The sequence below is a fragment of the Collinsella sp. TM05-38 genome, assembly GCF_003466445.1.
In the GTDB taxonomy this organism is placed as follows: Bacteria; Actinomycetota; Coriobacteriia; order Coriobacteriales; family Coriobacteriaceae; genus Collinsella.
The window spans coordinates 62,064-75,872 of the sequence record NZ_QSPM01000003.1 but is presented as its reverse complement, the minus strand read 5'-3'; the positions used below and the strand labels follow the sequence as shown (position 1 = coordinate 75,872).

16 protein-coding genes are annotated in these 13,809 nt (G+C 58.3%); 11 read left to right on the top strand and 5 right to left on the bottom strand.

Annotation, left to right across the window (positions count from 1 at the left end; genetic code table 11):
* Window positions 1-311: 311 nt before the first annotated feature.
* Both DXD49_RS02105 and DXD49_RS02100 read right to left on the bottom strand, forming a co-directional pair.
* Window positions 312-1,391 (bottom strand): 6-phosphofructokinase, encoded by a 1,080-nt coding sequence (locus tag DXD49_RS02105; RefSeq protein WP_117794088.1) that lies wholly within the window; start codon window positions 1,389-1,391, stop codon window positions 312-314.
* A gap of 140 nt (window positions 1,392-1,531) precedes the next feature.
* Window positions 1,532-2,617 carry a carcinine hydrolase/isopenicillin-N N-acyltransferase family protein gene (locus DXD49_RS02100; protein WP_117763460.1) on the bottom strand — a complete coding sequence of 362 codons (1,086 nt, stop codon included), beginning with the start codon at window positions 2,615-2,617 and terminating at the stop codon, window positions 1,532-1,534.
* 161 nt (window positions 2,618-2,778) lie between these two features.
* Between DXD49_RS02100 and DXD49_RS02095 the strand changes: the two genes are divergently transcribed.
* Window positions 2,779-4,164 carry a M18 family aminopeptidase gene (locus DXD49_RS02095; protein ID WP_233541723.1) on the top strand — a complete coding sequence of 462 codons (1,386 nt, stop codon included), beginning with the start codon at window positions 2,779-2,781 and terminating at the stop codon, window positions 4,162-4,164.
* Between the two features lie 251 nt (window positions 4,165-4,415).
* Here the strand turns inward: DXD49_RS02095 and DXD49_RS02090 are convergent, their stop codons facing one another.
* From DXD49_RS02090 to DXD49_RS02080, 3 genes are all read right to left on the bottom strand, one after another.
* Window positions 4,416-5,351, bottom strand: coding sequence for a D-2-hydroxyacid dehydrogenase (locus DXD49_RS02090; RefSeq protein WP_117794087.1), 936 nt, complete (start codon window positions 5,349-5,351; stop codon window positions 4,416-4,418).
* 128 nt (window positions 5,352-5,479) lie between these two features.
* Window positions 5,480-6,367: a type I methionyl aminopeptidase gene (gene map, locus DXD49_RS02085; protein WP_117794086.1), complete on the bottom strand. Its 888-nt coding sequence runs from the start codon at window positions 6,365-6,367 to the stop codon at window positions 5,480-5,482.
* A 116-nt stretch (window positions 6,368-6,483) separates the two neighbouring features.
* Window positions 6,484-7,260 carry a radical SAM protein gene (locus DXD49_RS02080; protein WP_117794085.1) on the bottom strand — a complete coding sequence of 259 codons (777 nt, stop codon included), beginning with the start codon at window positions 7,258-7,260 and terminating at the stop codon, window positions 6,484-6,486.
* Window positions 7,261-7,435: 175 nt separating this feature from the next.
* Between DXD49_RS02080 and DXD49_RS02075 the strand changes: the two genes are divergently transcribed.
* The 10 genes from DXD49_RS02075 to DXD49_RS02035 all read left to right on the top strand — a co-directional run bounded on the left by DXD49_RS02075 (window position 7,436) and on the right by DXD49_RS02035 (window position 13,800).
* Window positions 7,436-8,233, top strand: a complete 798-nt coding sequence (locus DXD49_RS02075; protein ID WP_158557544.1) for an alpha/beta fold hydrolase — start codon at window positions 7,436-7,438, stop codon at window positions 8,231-8,233.
* 55 nt (window positions 8,234-8,288) lie between these two features.
* Entirely contained in the window at window positions 8,289-8,708 is a 420-nt protein-coding gene (locus tag DXD49_RS02070; RefSeq protein WP_147347822.1) for a hypothetical protein, read from the top strand.
* Window positions 8,678-9,424, top strand: a complete 747-nt coding sequence (locus tag DXD49_RS02065; RefSeq protein WP_199568926.1) for an HD-GYP domain-containing protein — start codon at window positions 8,678-8,680, stop codon at window positions 9,422-9,424. The genes DXD49_RS02070 and DXD49_RS02065 overlap by 31 nt, the downstream gene beginning before the upstream one ends.
* Window positions 9,400-9,600, top strand: a complete 201-nt coding sequence (locus tag DXD49_RS09725) for a hypothetical protein (protein WP_199568924.1) — start codon at window positions 9,400-9,402, stop codon at window positions 9,598-9,600. The genes DXD49_RS02065 and DXD49_RS09725 overlap by 25 nt, the downstream gene beginning before the upstream one ends.
* Window positions 9,601-9,632: 32 nt before the next feature.
* Window positions 9,633-9,980, top strand: coding sequence for an Hpt domain-containing protein (locus tag DXD49_RS02060; protein ID WP_233541728.1), 348 nt, complete (start codon window positions 9,633-9,635; stop codon window positions 9,978-9,980).
* A gap of 230 nt (window positions 9,981-10,210) precedes the next feature.
* Complete coding sequence (locus DXD49_RS02055) at window positions 10,211-10,771, top strand: hypothetical protein (protein ID WP_117794081.1); 561 nt, start codon at window positions 10,211-10,213, stop codon at window positions 10,769-10,771.
* Between the two features lie 8 nt (window positions 10,772-10,779).
* Entirely contained in the window at window positions 10,780-11,109 is a 330-nt protein-coding gene (locus tag DXD49_RS02050) for a helix-turn-helix transcriptional regulator (protein WP_117794080.1), read from the top strand.
* A 342-nt stretch (window positions 11,110-11,451) separates the two neighbouring features.
* Window positions 11,452-12,177 carry an ABC transporter ATP-binding protein gene (locus DXD49_RS02045; protein ID WP_117794079.1) on the top strand — a complete coding sequence of 242 codons (726 nt, stop codon included), beginning with the start codon at window positions 11,452-11,454 and terminating at the stop codon, window positions 12,175-12,177.
* The gene (locus DXD49_RS02040; protein ID WP_117794078.1) at window positions 12,174-12,998 is read left to right on the top strand and encodes a hypothetical protein; all 825 of its coding nucleotides are present in this window, start codon (window positions 12,174-12,176) and stop codon (window positions 12,996-12,998) included. The genes DXD49_RS02045 and DXD49_RS02040 overlap by 4 nt, the downstream gene beginning before the upstream one ends.
* Window positions 12,982-13,800 carry a hypothetical protein gene (locus DXD49_RS02035; protein WP_117794077.1) on the top strand — a complete coding sequence of 273 codons (819 nt, stop codon included), beginning with the start codon at window positions 12,982-12,984 and terminating at the stop codon, window positions 13,798-13,800. The genes DXD49_RS02040 and DXD49_RS02035 overlap by 17 nt, the downstream gene beginning before the upstream one ends.
* The last annotated feature ends 9 nt before the right edge of the window (window positions 13,801-13,809 follow it).

Here is a 13,809-nt window from a genome sequence, read left to right as displayed (position 1 = left end):
GAATCTGCTCCAACCCTACCGCAACTACCGGTAGCAACTCCTAACGACCAGCCATTTCAGGACAAATGTCAGTGCTACTCTCAGCTAAGAGCCTGCAACATCCCAAAATCTCAGCCCACGCACTTGCAGCAAGAAGACGAATAGCCTCGACCTCCCTAGTTACCGCAGGAGGCCCCAGGGCTTACCTCCCAAATCTTTCCGCAGGACGGAAGGATCCCGCCGCGCGGAGCGCACGGCGGGATCCTGACATGTCCGAGGACGATTTGGGAGGTAAGCCCTGGGGCCTCCGATGAGAGCAGTTTCGGCCGAGGCTATTCGTCGCCGAAGCTGATGCCCAATGCCTTGGCCTCGCGCACCATGTCGCTCTGGGGGTCGACAAACTTGAGCTTGCCGGCGACCTCCTCGAGCGGCATGTGGCACATCTTGCCGTCACACAGGGCAATCATGTAGCCAAACTCGCCGCGTAGGCAGCCCAGTGCCGCCTCGACGCCGCACTGGGTCGCAAAGATGCGGTCCTGGGCGTCGGGCTGACCGCCGCGCTGCGTGTGACCGGGGATGGCGACGCGGGTCTCGCGACCGGTCTTGGCCTCGATCTCCTTGGCGATGTCGTAGACAATCGACGGGCTCGTACGCTCGGCGAGCTTCTTCTTGTACTCCTTCTTGGACAGCGCCGCGTCCTCCTTGGAGATAGCGCCCTCGGCGACGGCCACGATGGTAAAGCGGCTGCCAGTCTCCATGCGATGCTCAATGGTCTTGATGACGTTATCCATGTCGTAGGGGATCTCGGGAATCAAGATGACATCCGCGCCGCCCGCGACGCCAGCGTACAGCGGGATCCAGCCAACCTTGTGGCCCATGATCTCGATGACGAACACGCGGCCGTGGCTCGAGGCGGTGGTGTGGATGTCGTCGATGCACTTGGTGGCAACGTCGATGGCGCTCGTAAAGCCAAACGTCATCTCGGTGCCCCAGGTGTCATTATCGATGGTCTTGGGCAGAGCGATAACGTTGAGGCCTTCTTGGCGTAGACGGTTGGCGGTCTTGGTGGAGCCGTTGCCGCCCAGCATAAACAGGCAGTCGAGCTGCAGCTTGTGATAGGTGTGGACCATCGCGGGCACCTTTTCGACGCCGTCAGCCTCGGGAATGTCCAAGCGCTTGAACGGCGTGCGGCTCGTGCCTAGAATGGTGCCGCCGCGGGTGAGGATGCCGCTAAAATCGGCGGGAGTCATAACGCGGAACCTGCTGTAGATAAGGCCCTGGTAGCCGTCCTCAAAACCATAGATCTCGATAGGCTCTTCGCTATTGGTCATGAGCGTTTTGACAATGCCGCGCATGGTGGCGTTGAGCGCCTGGCAGTCGCCGCCACTGGTAAGAAGACCGATCCTAAGCATGATGAATCCTTCCGGGCAAGTTATAACATGCGCATAAGTTTACCCCCGCACACTGTTGATACAGGGGTAAAACGTGTTAGCTCAAGCGTATAGAAATGTAAGCAACGTCAGGCGAGCGTAAGGTCGACGGGCCTGGCTCCTTACAGCGCGAAGGCGTCGACGTCGCCCCAGTGGCGGCGCAGCGTGATGGCGGCAGCGGGCTCGGTGTTGTCAAAGACGACCGACCACTGCGTGTTGCTGGTGATGTCTTCCGGATTGGGCTCTTGCGCCGCAGCGCGTAGGGCCTTCCAAGCGATTGCCTCGTCTTGGGCGCCGGCACGGGCGTCGAGGACATCGGCGATTGCGACGGCGCGCTCTTTACCATGGCCCAGCTCGCCGTTCTTTTGGTTGGGGAGCACCTCGTCACCATAGCAGGCGTAGAAGTTCGTGACCTGGCGTACGGGCGTCGCCTTGCATGCACGGTCGGGATCGCGCGGATCCCACTCCACCACCCGCGCGTCACCGGCGGCGTCGTTGATAAAGAAGTGGTAATCGCGTCCTGCCATGGCGTGCATGTCGTAGGCGGAAAGCAGGTTGACGGCCTCTTGCGTGGTGGCGGCACGGTCGAGCACCAGACGGATGGCGAGCGAGGTATTGATGACGGGGCGTTGCGTGTCCTGGTCACAGGGTTTGGAATCCAGGGTGAGCACGGCAATGGACACGCCACATTCGTTGACGCCGTCGAGCTGGGCAAACGGGCCTATCAACGCCGCAGCGCGTCCGCCGACGGAGTCAAGCGGAGTGTTATCGCCCAGGTTGTTAAGGGCGGCAAACCCGATGGAGGCATAGCCGTCGCACGGGTGATTACGCACCAGCAGCGCCGAGGTGTCGTCCTTAAAGTCGTAATTGCGACCGGTGCGCACGCGGCCTTCGGCATCTACGGCGACAAAAGCGCTGCAGGCAAACTGGGGCGCCTGGACATGTGCCGGCACACCGGGCAGCACCTGTGCCACCACGGCATCGATGTAGGCCTGGTCGTCGCGCACGCCAGTGGCGATGATGCGATCAAGATCGTAGTCGTAGGCAATGTCGATTGCGTACAGGTCATAGCCATCCGCGTAGCCGGTCAAGCGTTTGAGTGACGCGGCAGACTTGATTTGTTTGTGATAAACGATGCCGGTGGCAGCGGCAAGGCCGACGGCGACTCCTGCGACACCGCAGGCGATGGCAATGTTACGTGGCTTCATGACGGCTCCTTTCGTCCTGTTAGCGTAATTGTCGCAAAAGGAGTGCGGGCATGATGGCTCAACTTGGCGAGCGGCACGGGATTAAACATGGAATGAAAGGCACGGCACTGGCGCGGCGGGGTATGCTGGAGGGGACCATCAGCCCAGTGAAAGGGGAGAGCATGACGGATCAGGAAACGCCCGAGCGCGCGCATGTGACGGCCGACGATATCGAGGCCGCCAACGACCTCATCGACTTTATCGAGGCATGCCCCAGCATGTTCCATACGGCGGCGACCATTATGGCCGAGCTCGACGAGGCGGGCTTTACCTACCTGCCCGAGAATGCGGCGTGGGACATCGAGCCGGGCGGGCGTTATTACACGCAGCGCAATACCTCGAGCGTTGTTGCCTTTAAAGTGGGCGAGGACCTGGCCGCTACGTGGGGCGAGGACGGTGTTGCCGGTGACTATCATTTTCAGCTGACGGCGTCGCACAGCGACTCGCCGACGTTTAAGGTCAAGGCCGTGCCCGAGCTCGACGGCGCGGGCGAGACGCTGCGCCTGAACACCGAGGCCTACGGCGGCATGATCGACTACACCTGGTTCGACCGTCCGCTGGCACTCGCGGGCCGCGTGTTGGTACGCGAGGGCGACCGTATCGAGAGTCGTTTGCTCGCTACCGAGCGCGAAGTCGCCATCATCCCGAGCCTTGCCATCCATATGAACCGCGGCGTTAACGAGGGCTTTGCGCCCAACCGAGCCGTTGACCTGTGTCCTCTCATTAGTGCTGGTGACCTTAAGCAGGGCGACTTTGACGCCCTGATCGCCGACGAGCTGGATGTTGAGCCCGAGCAGATTCTGGGCCGCGATTTGTTCCTGGTCAACCGCCAGGATGCGCGCATTTGGGGCTGGGCCGACGAGTTTATCTCGACGCCCAAGCTCGACGACCTGGCCTGCGCCTACACCTCGCTGCAGGCATTTTTGGGTGCTGAGAACGCGCACGACGTTTCGGTCTTCTGCTGCTTTGATAACGAGGAGGTTGGCTCCGAGACCAAGCAAGGCGCCATGTCGACGTTCTTGGCCGACGCGCTGCGCCGCATTAACGGATCGCTGGGCTTCGACGACGAGTCGTACCACCGTGCGCTTGCCGCTTCGATGCTCGTGAGCTGCGACAACGCGCATGCTGTGCACCCCAATCACGCCGAGAAGTGCGACGCCCGCAATCAGGTTGTGCTCAACGGCGGCATCGTCATCAAGGAGGCCGCCAACCAGCACTACTGCACCGATGCCTTTAGCCGCGCGGTGTTCCAGGCTATTTGCGATGACGCCGACGTACCCACGCAGGCCTTCGCCAACAAGAGCGATATGGCCGGCGGCTCCACCCTGGGCAACCTGTCGAACATGCAGGCGAGTATGCACGCCGTGGACGTGGGCCTGCCGCAGCTGGCCATGCACTCGAGCTACGAGACCGGCGGCGTGCGCGACGTGATGTACGCCATCCGCGCCCTCACCGCTTTCTACGAGCGTGACCTCCATATCAACGGCGCCGAAAGCGTGGAGCTCTAAAACCTGCCAAAAAGGGATGTTAATTTTGGCAGGTTTTATCTGGGCATATGCCAGCGGCATTACAAGCCGCTGAGTCCCTAAAGCTTTGCGGGTAGAGAAAAAGTCAGCGAGAGCCCGTCTGGGCGAGCAAGGTGCCTTGAAAGAGGAGGGCATTGGCCTTCTGGCCATGCCCGACGATTGAAAGGCAGATTGCCGTCCAGACGGGCTCGTAGCGTCGGCTCATTACGCCGTTCGTTAGAACGGCGTAATACCTAGTGCTCAATCCAGCAGCGTAGCGTCTCGCCAGCCAGAAGATGGCGTAGATTCTCCGCGGCGATGTCGACCACGTTGTTGAGCGTGGCCTCTAGGTGGAACCAGCCCGAGATATGCGGCGTGATGAGCATGTTGGGAGCGTCCCACAGCGGGCTTGTCGCGGGCAGGGGCTCGGGGTCGGTGACGTCGACCGCGGCGCCGGCAAGATGTCCCGACTCCAGGGCGGCAACCAAGTCGTCGGCGACCACAAGGTCACCGCGGCCGCCGTTGGCAAAGAAGGCGCCCGGCTTCATCGCGGCAAAGAACTTGGCGTTCGCCAGTCCGCGGGTCTCGGGCGTGCTGGGCATAAAGGATGCGACGATGTCGGCCTCCGTCAGGCGCTCAGACAGGGCATCCATGCCGTCCATGTCCTCAAACACAATGGGGTAGACGAGCGGATGGCGCTTGATGCCGCGGACGTGTGCGCCCATGCTGCGGCAGAGCGTGGCAAAGTGGCCGCCGATATCGCCCGCGCCCAGCACCAGCACGTTGGCATTTTTGAGCGAGGTAACCTGCCCCAAATCCTCCCAGCGATGCTCGCGCTGCAAGTCGTGATAGCCGGGCAGGCGCTTCATCATCGACAGCACCATGGCAAACATATGCTCGCTCACGGTCTGACCGTAGGCGCCGATTGAGCAAGACAGCTTGGCTTCAGCCGGCACGGTGCCGGCGGCAAGGTAGTCGTCATAGCCGGCGGTCTGCAATTGCAACAGCTGGAGATGCTCGCATGCGGTAAGCAAGGCAGGGTCGATGTTGCCCAGGATCACGTCGGCATCGGCGACCTGCTCGCGCGTGGCGGCGTCGGCGCTCGTGTAGATAAAGTCCTCGCCCGGAGCGCTCGACTCGAGAATTGCGCGATGACGGTCGTTGACGGGCAGCAAAACTAGGATGTTCACAAGCAGTCCTCTCCGCTTGACCTACCAAAAAGGGACAGGTTTATTTTGTCAGGTTTTATCAGTCAAAACGTTCAAAAAAACGCCGGATGCAAGACGAGCGTGCCCGTCAGCATCCGGCGCATCCACGGCTACCAGCTCAGCAGCTCGTAACCGTCCTCGGTCACCACGAGCTGCACCTCGCACTGGGCCGAATCGCTACCGTCTTTGGTGCGCACACACCAGCCGTCACCCTTGCTAATCTTGATGTCGGGCGCTCCGGCGTTGACCATGGGTTCGATGGTAAAGACCATGCCCGGGGCCATGATGGTGTCCACGTCGGGCGCTTCGGTGGTAAAGCCCACAAACGGGTCCTCGTGGAACTCCTTACCGATGCCGTGTCCGCCGTACTCGCGCACCACGCTAAAGCTGGCATCCTCGACGGTCTTTTGCACGGCCTCGGCCATAACGGACAACGGCAGCCATGGCTTGACGGCCGCCAGGCCCGCCTCCACGCTGGCACGGGTGACGTCGACCAGGCGCTGACGCTCGGCCGAGACCTCGCCGATGCAGAACATGCGGCTCGAATCACTAAAGTAACCGTCCAAGATCGTGGAGCAGTCCACGTTGATGATGTCGCCCTCGTGCAGCACATCCGCATCGCAGGGGATACCGTGGCAGACGACGTCGTTGATCGAGGTGCACACGCTCTTGGGATAGCCCTCGTAGTTGAGATCGGCTGGCGTGCCACCGTGCTCGACGGTGTAGTCGTAGATCATCTGGTCGATCTGGTTGGTGGTCATGCCTGCGGCGATATGCTCGCCCACGTAATCGAGCACGCCCACGTTGATGGCTGCCGAGCGCTTGATGCCCTCGATATCGGCGGGAGTTTTGTAGAGCGTGCGAGGCAGAACCTCCCAGCCCTCTTCCCACAAGCGCTCGAGGCGCTCGTCGAAGGCGCTGTGACATTTCTTATATTTTTTGCCGCTGCCGCACCAGCAAGCGTCGTTGCGGCCGGGCACGGGTCCATTGTCAAACATGTCTAACTTCCTTTCATTCGCAGCTAGTATAGCTCACCCGCAGACCAGCTCATTTGGGACGGGGCTTTTTAGCTACCCTGTCAGTTGAGGATGATTTGCTGGCGGGTGGCCGCGCGCTAGTAGCTCACCTGGCAGGGAATGCCGAGGGCGCGCACACGTGCGGCGATCGCATCGAGCGCCTCGGGCGCTGCTTTGGCAAGGCCGGCGATCGGTGTTTCGCGCGCTACCGTGTAGATGGTCGCCTCCTGTGGGCGAATGCGCTCGAGCGCCGCGAGCCAAGGGCCGACATACGCTTCGCCGGTGTTATCGAGGGACTTGCCCTGATACTCGCCGGTCAAAAAGATCGTCTGGATAATAACGTGACCGTCAAAGCTCGCGAACGTCTCGATCTGGTGCTCGACGTCGTAGGGGCCAACAGGCTGGTCGAGCAGCTGGATAAATGTCGGGTCGACGGTATCGAGCTTGAGGATGTTGTCGTCGACCATCATGAGCGCATCGTGCACCTCGGGGCGATCGGCGCGCGTGCCGTTGGAGAGCACGGCGATCTTGGAGTTCGGGGCCAGCTGGTCGCGCAGCGCGACGGCGCCGGCGATGGCCTGCGGAAACTCCGGTGCGGCGGTGGGCTCGCCGTTGCCTGCGAAGGTGATCACATCGGGGAGCTCGCCCTCGGCTGCCATCTCGCGCAGCTTTGCCTCGAGCGCGTCGAGTACCACGGCAGCTGTGTTGTACGGCTCATGGCAGGGGCGCTCGGCGTTGAGGCCGTTCTCGCAGTAGATGCAGTCAAACGTACAGATCTTGCCCGATGCCGGCATCATGTTGACACCGAGAGAAAGGCCCAGACGGCGGCTGCGCACCGGTCCAAAGATGGGGCTGGCATTTAAAAACGTAGACATAGGCATATGCTCCTTGGGACAGTTGTGCCTAAGCATAGCATCGGCGCCAAAGTCTGGTTTGGGCTTGTGCTCTTAGGTTTCGTTTTTTCATTCTGCCCTCGATGCCTGCGATATGAAAGGTTTCGGGTCGGGTACAGTTCATGTGTTAACAAGGCACAAGACGATGGGGCATAACATGGATTTTACGGTCGAGAATGCGGGCACTACGATTGCCTGTCGCGAGTTTGCCGAGTCGGGCGTGCCGTCGGATGCGCCTGCCTTGATATGCGTGCACGGTGCCTGCGTCGATGGCACATTTTTTGAGGGCATCGCCCGCGAGCTCAGCCAAGTGTGCCGCGTAGTTGCCTACGACCGCCGCGGCTGCGGCGAGAGCGGCGACGCCGCGGACGGGCGCTACGACCTCGCCGCCCAGGCCGACGACCTGCAGGCCGTCATCGAGCATATCGGCGCTCCGGCAAACGTGCTCGCGCACAGTGCCGGTACGCTGGTGACCCTGGAGCTTCTCCGTACAAACCCGACCATTGTCTCGCGTGCGATTCTGCATGAACCCGCCGTGACAAACGAAGGCGCCGGCCTGGGTGCGGCCCCGGTTTTACTCGAGATGATTGCTGCGGGAAAGGTCTCGAGGGCGCTAAGGGCCTTCCTGGGCGCCATCGGCGATTCGGACCCTCAAGCCCCCAAGTTAACCGAGGCAGAAGCCAAGCATGCCCTGCGCAACGGCCGCAGTTTCATGGCAAACGAATACGAGATCACTATGACCTGCGTTCCCGATTGGGATGGCGTCCGCGTATCGAAAACGGTGGCCTCCGTGTTTCTGGGCGAGCTCTCGATTGGCACGCCCCGCGAGGCGGGCACGAGAACGGCGGCTGAGCTTTTGAATTGTCCGCTCGTAGTAGTTCCCGGCGCGCACAACGGGCTGCGCGATCGCCCGACAGCGGCCGCCCAGGCTGTCCGCGGCATCTTGGGGCTCTAGCGGCCGAATCATCAAACGGGCTTCTTTCGTAGACGTTTCGGCTGTGTTAACAAGGGTGCTCAAAACCCAACGTCTGCGGCTTCAGCCCTACCCCGTGGTGCGTTTGCTGTCGGCCGACCAGATTAAGGGCGATCCCAACTGCCTGCTCGCCGGCGATCGGTGTCCCTGTCTGCGCCAGTCAGGTCTGGAGGTCTTGGCAGGCTCCGATGAGGTGTCGGAACGGCTGCTCAACGATGGCGTTGAATACCGCGCTCGCCTGCGCCCTCTGAAGGTCGAGGGCGAGCCTCACGTCCTGCTGATGGTGCGTCCGATTGATGAACAGGAGGCCGCAGAAGAGGACCTTGTCTACACCGACGTGCTGACGAGTGTGCGCAATCGCCGATATTACGAGGAAAAGCTTCGCAGCGCCCGCATGCAGGCCTGTGTGGCGATGAGCTGTCGCTCGTGCTGCTGGACATTGTCATGCCGGGCATGAATGGCTTTGAGGTGTTGGGCGATCTGTCGCGCCGGTCGATTATTGACAATCTGCCTGTCATCATGATCTCGAGCGAAGATTCCGACGATGTGGTGCTGCGCGCGTACGAGTTGGGCGCCTCGGACTATGTCAACCGCCCGTTTGACTCCCGTGTCGTGCGCCGCCGTGTAAGCAACACCATCCGCCTGTACGCCAAACAGCGTCGTCTGACGAGCCTGCTGTCCCAACAGTACAACGAGCGCGTCAAGAACAGCCGCATGCTCATCGACATCATGGCCGGCGTCATGGAGCTTCGCAATGGCGAGAGCGGCGGGCACGTTACGAACATCGAGAAGCTGACCGAGCTACTGCTCGGCTGCCTGGCCCACCGTAGCGACAACATCTCCCTCGACAACGAGGAGCGCTCCATGATTGCCCTGGCTTCGGCGCTGCACGATATCGGCAAGATGTCGATTGACGATGCGATTCTCAACAAGCCCGGGCGCCTCACGCCCGAGGAGTTCGAGATTATGAAGACGCATACCACGATCGGCGCCGACATGCTGCATGAGCTGGGCCGCCATCACGCCGGCAATGCGCTTATGGAATATGCGTACCAGATTGCGCGTTGGCACCACGAGCGCTGGGACGGCAAGGGTTATCCCGACGGCCTTAAGGGCGACGATATCCCCTCGCCGCACAGGTGGTTTCGGTGGCTGACGTGTACGATGCGCTGACGAGCGTGCGCGTGTACAAGGATGCTATTCCGCACGAGGAGGCGATCCAGATGATTCTGGACGGTAAGTGCGGTGCCTTTAACCCGCTGCCGCTCGACTGCCTGGTCGAGGTGCAAGACCGTATTGCCGAAACATTGGCGCGTCCTGCCGAAGTCGTTGCGCTTCCTACGATTTAGTTTGACCAAAGGAGTTTGAATCCGTGATTTCCATGCGCGAGACGTATGAGAAGATCGGCGCCAATTATGATGACGCTTACGCTCGGCTGATGGGCGAGGGGATGCTTGCCCGCTTTGCCCTCAAGTTCTTGGATGACGAGAGCATGGACAAGCTGGAGGCTGCCATGGCGGCAGGAGACGCTAAGGGAGCGTTTATGGCAGCGCACACACTCAAGGGCATGAGCCAGAACCTGGGATTCGATAATCTGTACGAGCCGGCGGTCGTGGTGACCGAAGCGCTGCGCGGTGCCGATGCATTTGACGGCGCTCGCGAGGGGATGCATGCGCTGCAGCAGCAATATACAGCTACGATGTCGGCCCTGCGCGAGGCAGCAGAATAAGAGCTTCCGAGCTTTGATGACTATGAGAGTGGATAATCTTCCGTTTTTGGCCCCGTGGTGGCCTCAAAGTGGGAGATTATCCACTCTCGTTCGGTAAGTGTCCTAAAATCCACGCTCACTCCTTCGGATTAGTAAATGGCCTATACGCACCGGCTGAGCTTCCCACATGCAATCCATATCGTTGTTCGATAAACTATTCCGATAACGATAGAGTCGACGAGGGTGAGTGTATGTCCAATAGCGTTCAGCGTATGGCCAAGGCGCGCGAAAATATCAGGAAGCTCGGTTTTTGCATGACGGTCGTTTCTGCGGGAATGCTCGTCGCTTTTGCCGCGTTGGTTGTTTACGTGATCTGGTATGCGGTTGCAAACGTTGCTTCTGTCGATTCTTTCGGTGTTGTGACGCTTCTCAATGGCGGGTGCATCGTTATCCCAAGCGGACTGTGCATGGCGCTTGTCATGGGTATTTCGCTTGTCGTTTTGTGCGGAATCAGCCGTGACATTTCGCGGGGCGTATCGCCCTTTACCAGGGCGCATGTGCGGCTTATCCGTGTTCTCGCGCTTGCCTTTGCTGTTAACGCCGCGGTTTCGCTTGTTGGTGCCTATGGATCGGTCAATCTCACCATTGGCGGCCTGGAGCTTTGCGTCGTGCCCCATTCCTTCGTTATCGCGATTTGCCAGGGCGTTGCCTTTGACGCGGGGTCGCTTATCGGCGCGGCTGTCTGTTTGTTTGTCTCGGTGATCTGGAGCTATGCCTCGCTGCTCCAAGAGCAGTCTGACGAGCTTGTGTAGGAGGAAACATGAGCTATCTCATCATTGAGCTTGAGACGCAGCTGCTTAAGACCGGAAAGACCAGCGCTGATCTGATTCGCGCCACGGGGCATACCCCGGCCAATATTTCAAAGCTAAGAAACGGAAAAATTAAAGCTATTCGTCTTAAGACGCTTCTCGATATCTGCGATGAACTTGATTGTCAACCGGGAGATATTATTCGGCGCGTGAGCGAGAAGGAGCTTGAGGAGCTTATTGTCGAGCGCGCAAAAAATGTCGTGAGGCAGATGCGGGGCGGTGGAGGCAGTGAGGCGTCGCTTCCGACATCAGTCTTCGCTGTAGATTTGAGCGACGAGTAGCATAAAGCGAACAACTATAACGAAATATCAGTGTAACGGAACCCGTGTCTAACATGGGTTCTTTGTTTATTAATTATCTTGACAAATATAAGTTATCGGCAAACAATAACAACAAGAACGAACGATAAAAGAAGGGAGGAACGATATGAGCTGGATTGTTAAACCGAGTTATGTGGACCCCGGTGGTGGGTGTAACGGTTACTGCAAGACATTCTGTGGAGCACGCACTTGCGTCAATAACTGCAGCAAAAACTTCTGTTTTGTTAATCTCTAGCAGTTGCGGCTGCTGCCAGGCGACAGTCTGGCAGCAGCGGTTTTCCTATCAAGCAGAACGGGGGGCCAATGAACGCATCAGCGATAAAGCTATCAAAGGTGTCAAAGCGCTATGGAAAACGGCGTGTGTTGCATGACGTTTCCTTCGAGGTGGATCAGTCTGAGCTTTGCGCCCTTGTTGGTGCAAACGGGTCGGGCAAAAGCACGCTTATTAAAATAGTGCTGGGCCTCTGTGAGCAATCGTCGGGGAGCGTGGAGCTCTTTGGAGGCAAGTCGAAAAAAGAGCTGAGCCTGATGCGGACGCGTGTCGGCTATGTGCCAGATTCCAGCGGAGCATACCAATCCCTCAGTGCGGCTGAGAATCTTCGGATCCGATGTGCGGAATGGGGGCTCGATGAGAAACGTGAGGTTCCTCGCGTCTTGGGCCTAGTCGGGCTGGACGTCGATGAGAAAAAGAGTGTGAGCAGTTTTTCTCTGGGAATGAAACGGCGACTGGATATAGCTACGGCTTTATTGGGCGACACCGACGTACTAATTTTCGATGAGCCGGCAAATGGATTGGATCCGTTGGGCATCGAGAGTATATGGGCCCTTATCGGTCGATTGAATCGAGAGCAGGGTAAGACCATGCTCATCTCTAGTCATGATTTGGATGAGTTGGCATCGGTTGCAACAAGCTGCCTGTTTATTCATGACGGCGAACTGCTAAAAAAGGAATCGATGGACGTCATAAGGGATGAGGCGTCGTCCCTAAAAGAGTATTACAGGCGCTTGATGAAGGCGGTCTCGCTATGAAGCGGGCGATCCATCCCATAAAAGCAGATATGATGCGTTTGTACAGGATATTTCCGGCGAAGTCTGGTCTTGCACTTATGCTGGCGTTCGGCCTTCTCTTCGGCATCTTTCTAAAAAACGGAACAACATTGCTCGCCTTTGGCAATAGCGTTTTTGGGGAGGATATTGGCTTCTGCTGGAATGTAATCGATCCTTCTGCACCCGATGAGTCCCTTGTGCGCAGCGCTTTTGCCGGTACGTCTCTGTTCGTACCGCTCATCGTTTGCCTGGTGATTTTACAGGAGCGCGGCTATGAAGAGGGATACCGAATTTCTATGGCAAGAGGTCTCGCCCGCTTTAATGGCGCTCTAGCACATGCATTTTCGTCTGCTTTCATAATTGGCGCAGCATATAGTGCGCTTTGCCTTCTTCTTTTTGCAATAGCGATAACACGTGGAGGGCAAAACTACGTGCATGGCATGCTGGCTGCATTTTTGCCTGCAATGATAGTCAACGCCGTATTGGTGATATCGGTTGCGCTGGAGACGGTGACCATCTATCGGATTACAAGCAGCGCCGTATTGAGCGGGGCTGTGGTAATAATCGGATTTGTCATGAGCTTGACGCTCTACGGAACTTACCTTCAGACGCCCATACCGTCCTTGCGATGGATCTTCTTTCTTCCGGGGCCGTACCTTGGAGTCGGATGTGCCCTTGGGTATAGCGATATGGGGCAGCTGACGCTTCTGGGATATGGCGTGGCAGCCAGCTGTCTATCGGTATTGATTTACGCTCTCTTGAGCTTTCGCGCTGGGGGTGTGCTCAATGGCTCGTCAGATTAAAAGACTTCTCCAGTCAGAATTGAAGCATGTGAGCAAATGGGCATACGCCTTAATTCTGATAATTTATGCGTACATGGTGGTATTGCAGCTTAATTCTTTCCCGATGTGGTTCTGTAGCCTCCGTGAGAACAGTTTCTTGGGCTTTTTCCCAGACCCGACGCTTCGGCTATCGGCAGAGGATGTCGTTCTATTTGGTAATGCAGAGGTTTTTCGCGGTCTGCTGTTCAACGTAGCCCCGTTGGCTCATGCATTGTTCTTTCCGTTCATCGCGGCTTGCATTGTGCCGCGCTTTGTCAGCTCGGGCTTTGTCGAGGAACCATGGGGGCTGTCGGAGGCACGAGGAGGGAAGCGGGCGTGCGCTATCGTTGCGCGAGTGGTGCTGTCTTCTTTTGCCCTTTTGGGCGCGTTTATCCTGTCGAGTGTCGTTTTGTACTGTCTTAACTGCGCGATCGTTTTGGATGCTCAGCAGTATTTCAACCTGTATGTATTTTGCTATCGACTTGTTCTTGCTGCCGCTGCCTGCCTTGCATGCGTGGTTTCTTGCGTAATCGTTGTTTCCTATTTTGGGTCCGGCTTCGGTCCGATTGGCATGCTGTTACTTGTCAACGTCGTAGCGATCTACATACAGCTCGGGGCCAATTCCATGCTTCCGCTTCCAGCCTCGATGCTCATGTGGATTTGCGGCGTGACCCCGTTGGGGAATGGTCAATGCATCTCGATTTTAATTGACTGCCTAATAAACGTAGCAAGCGTTTTTGCCATTTGCTTTACCGTCGACCGATTACGGTCGAAATTTCTTTGATTGTTTGTG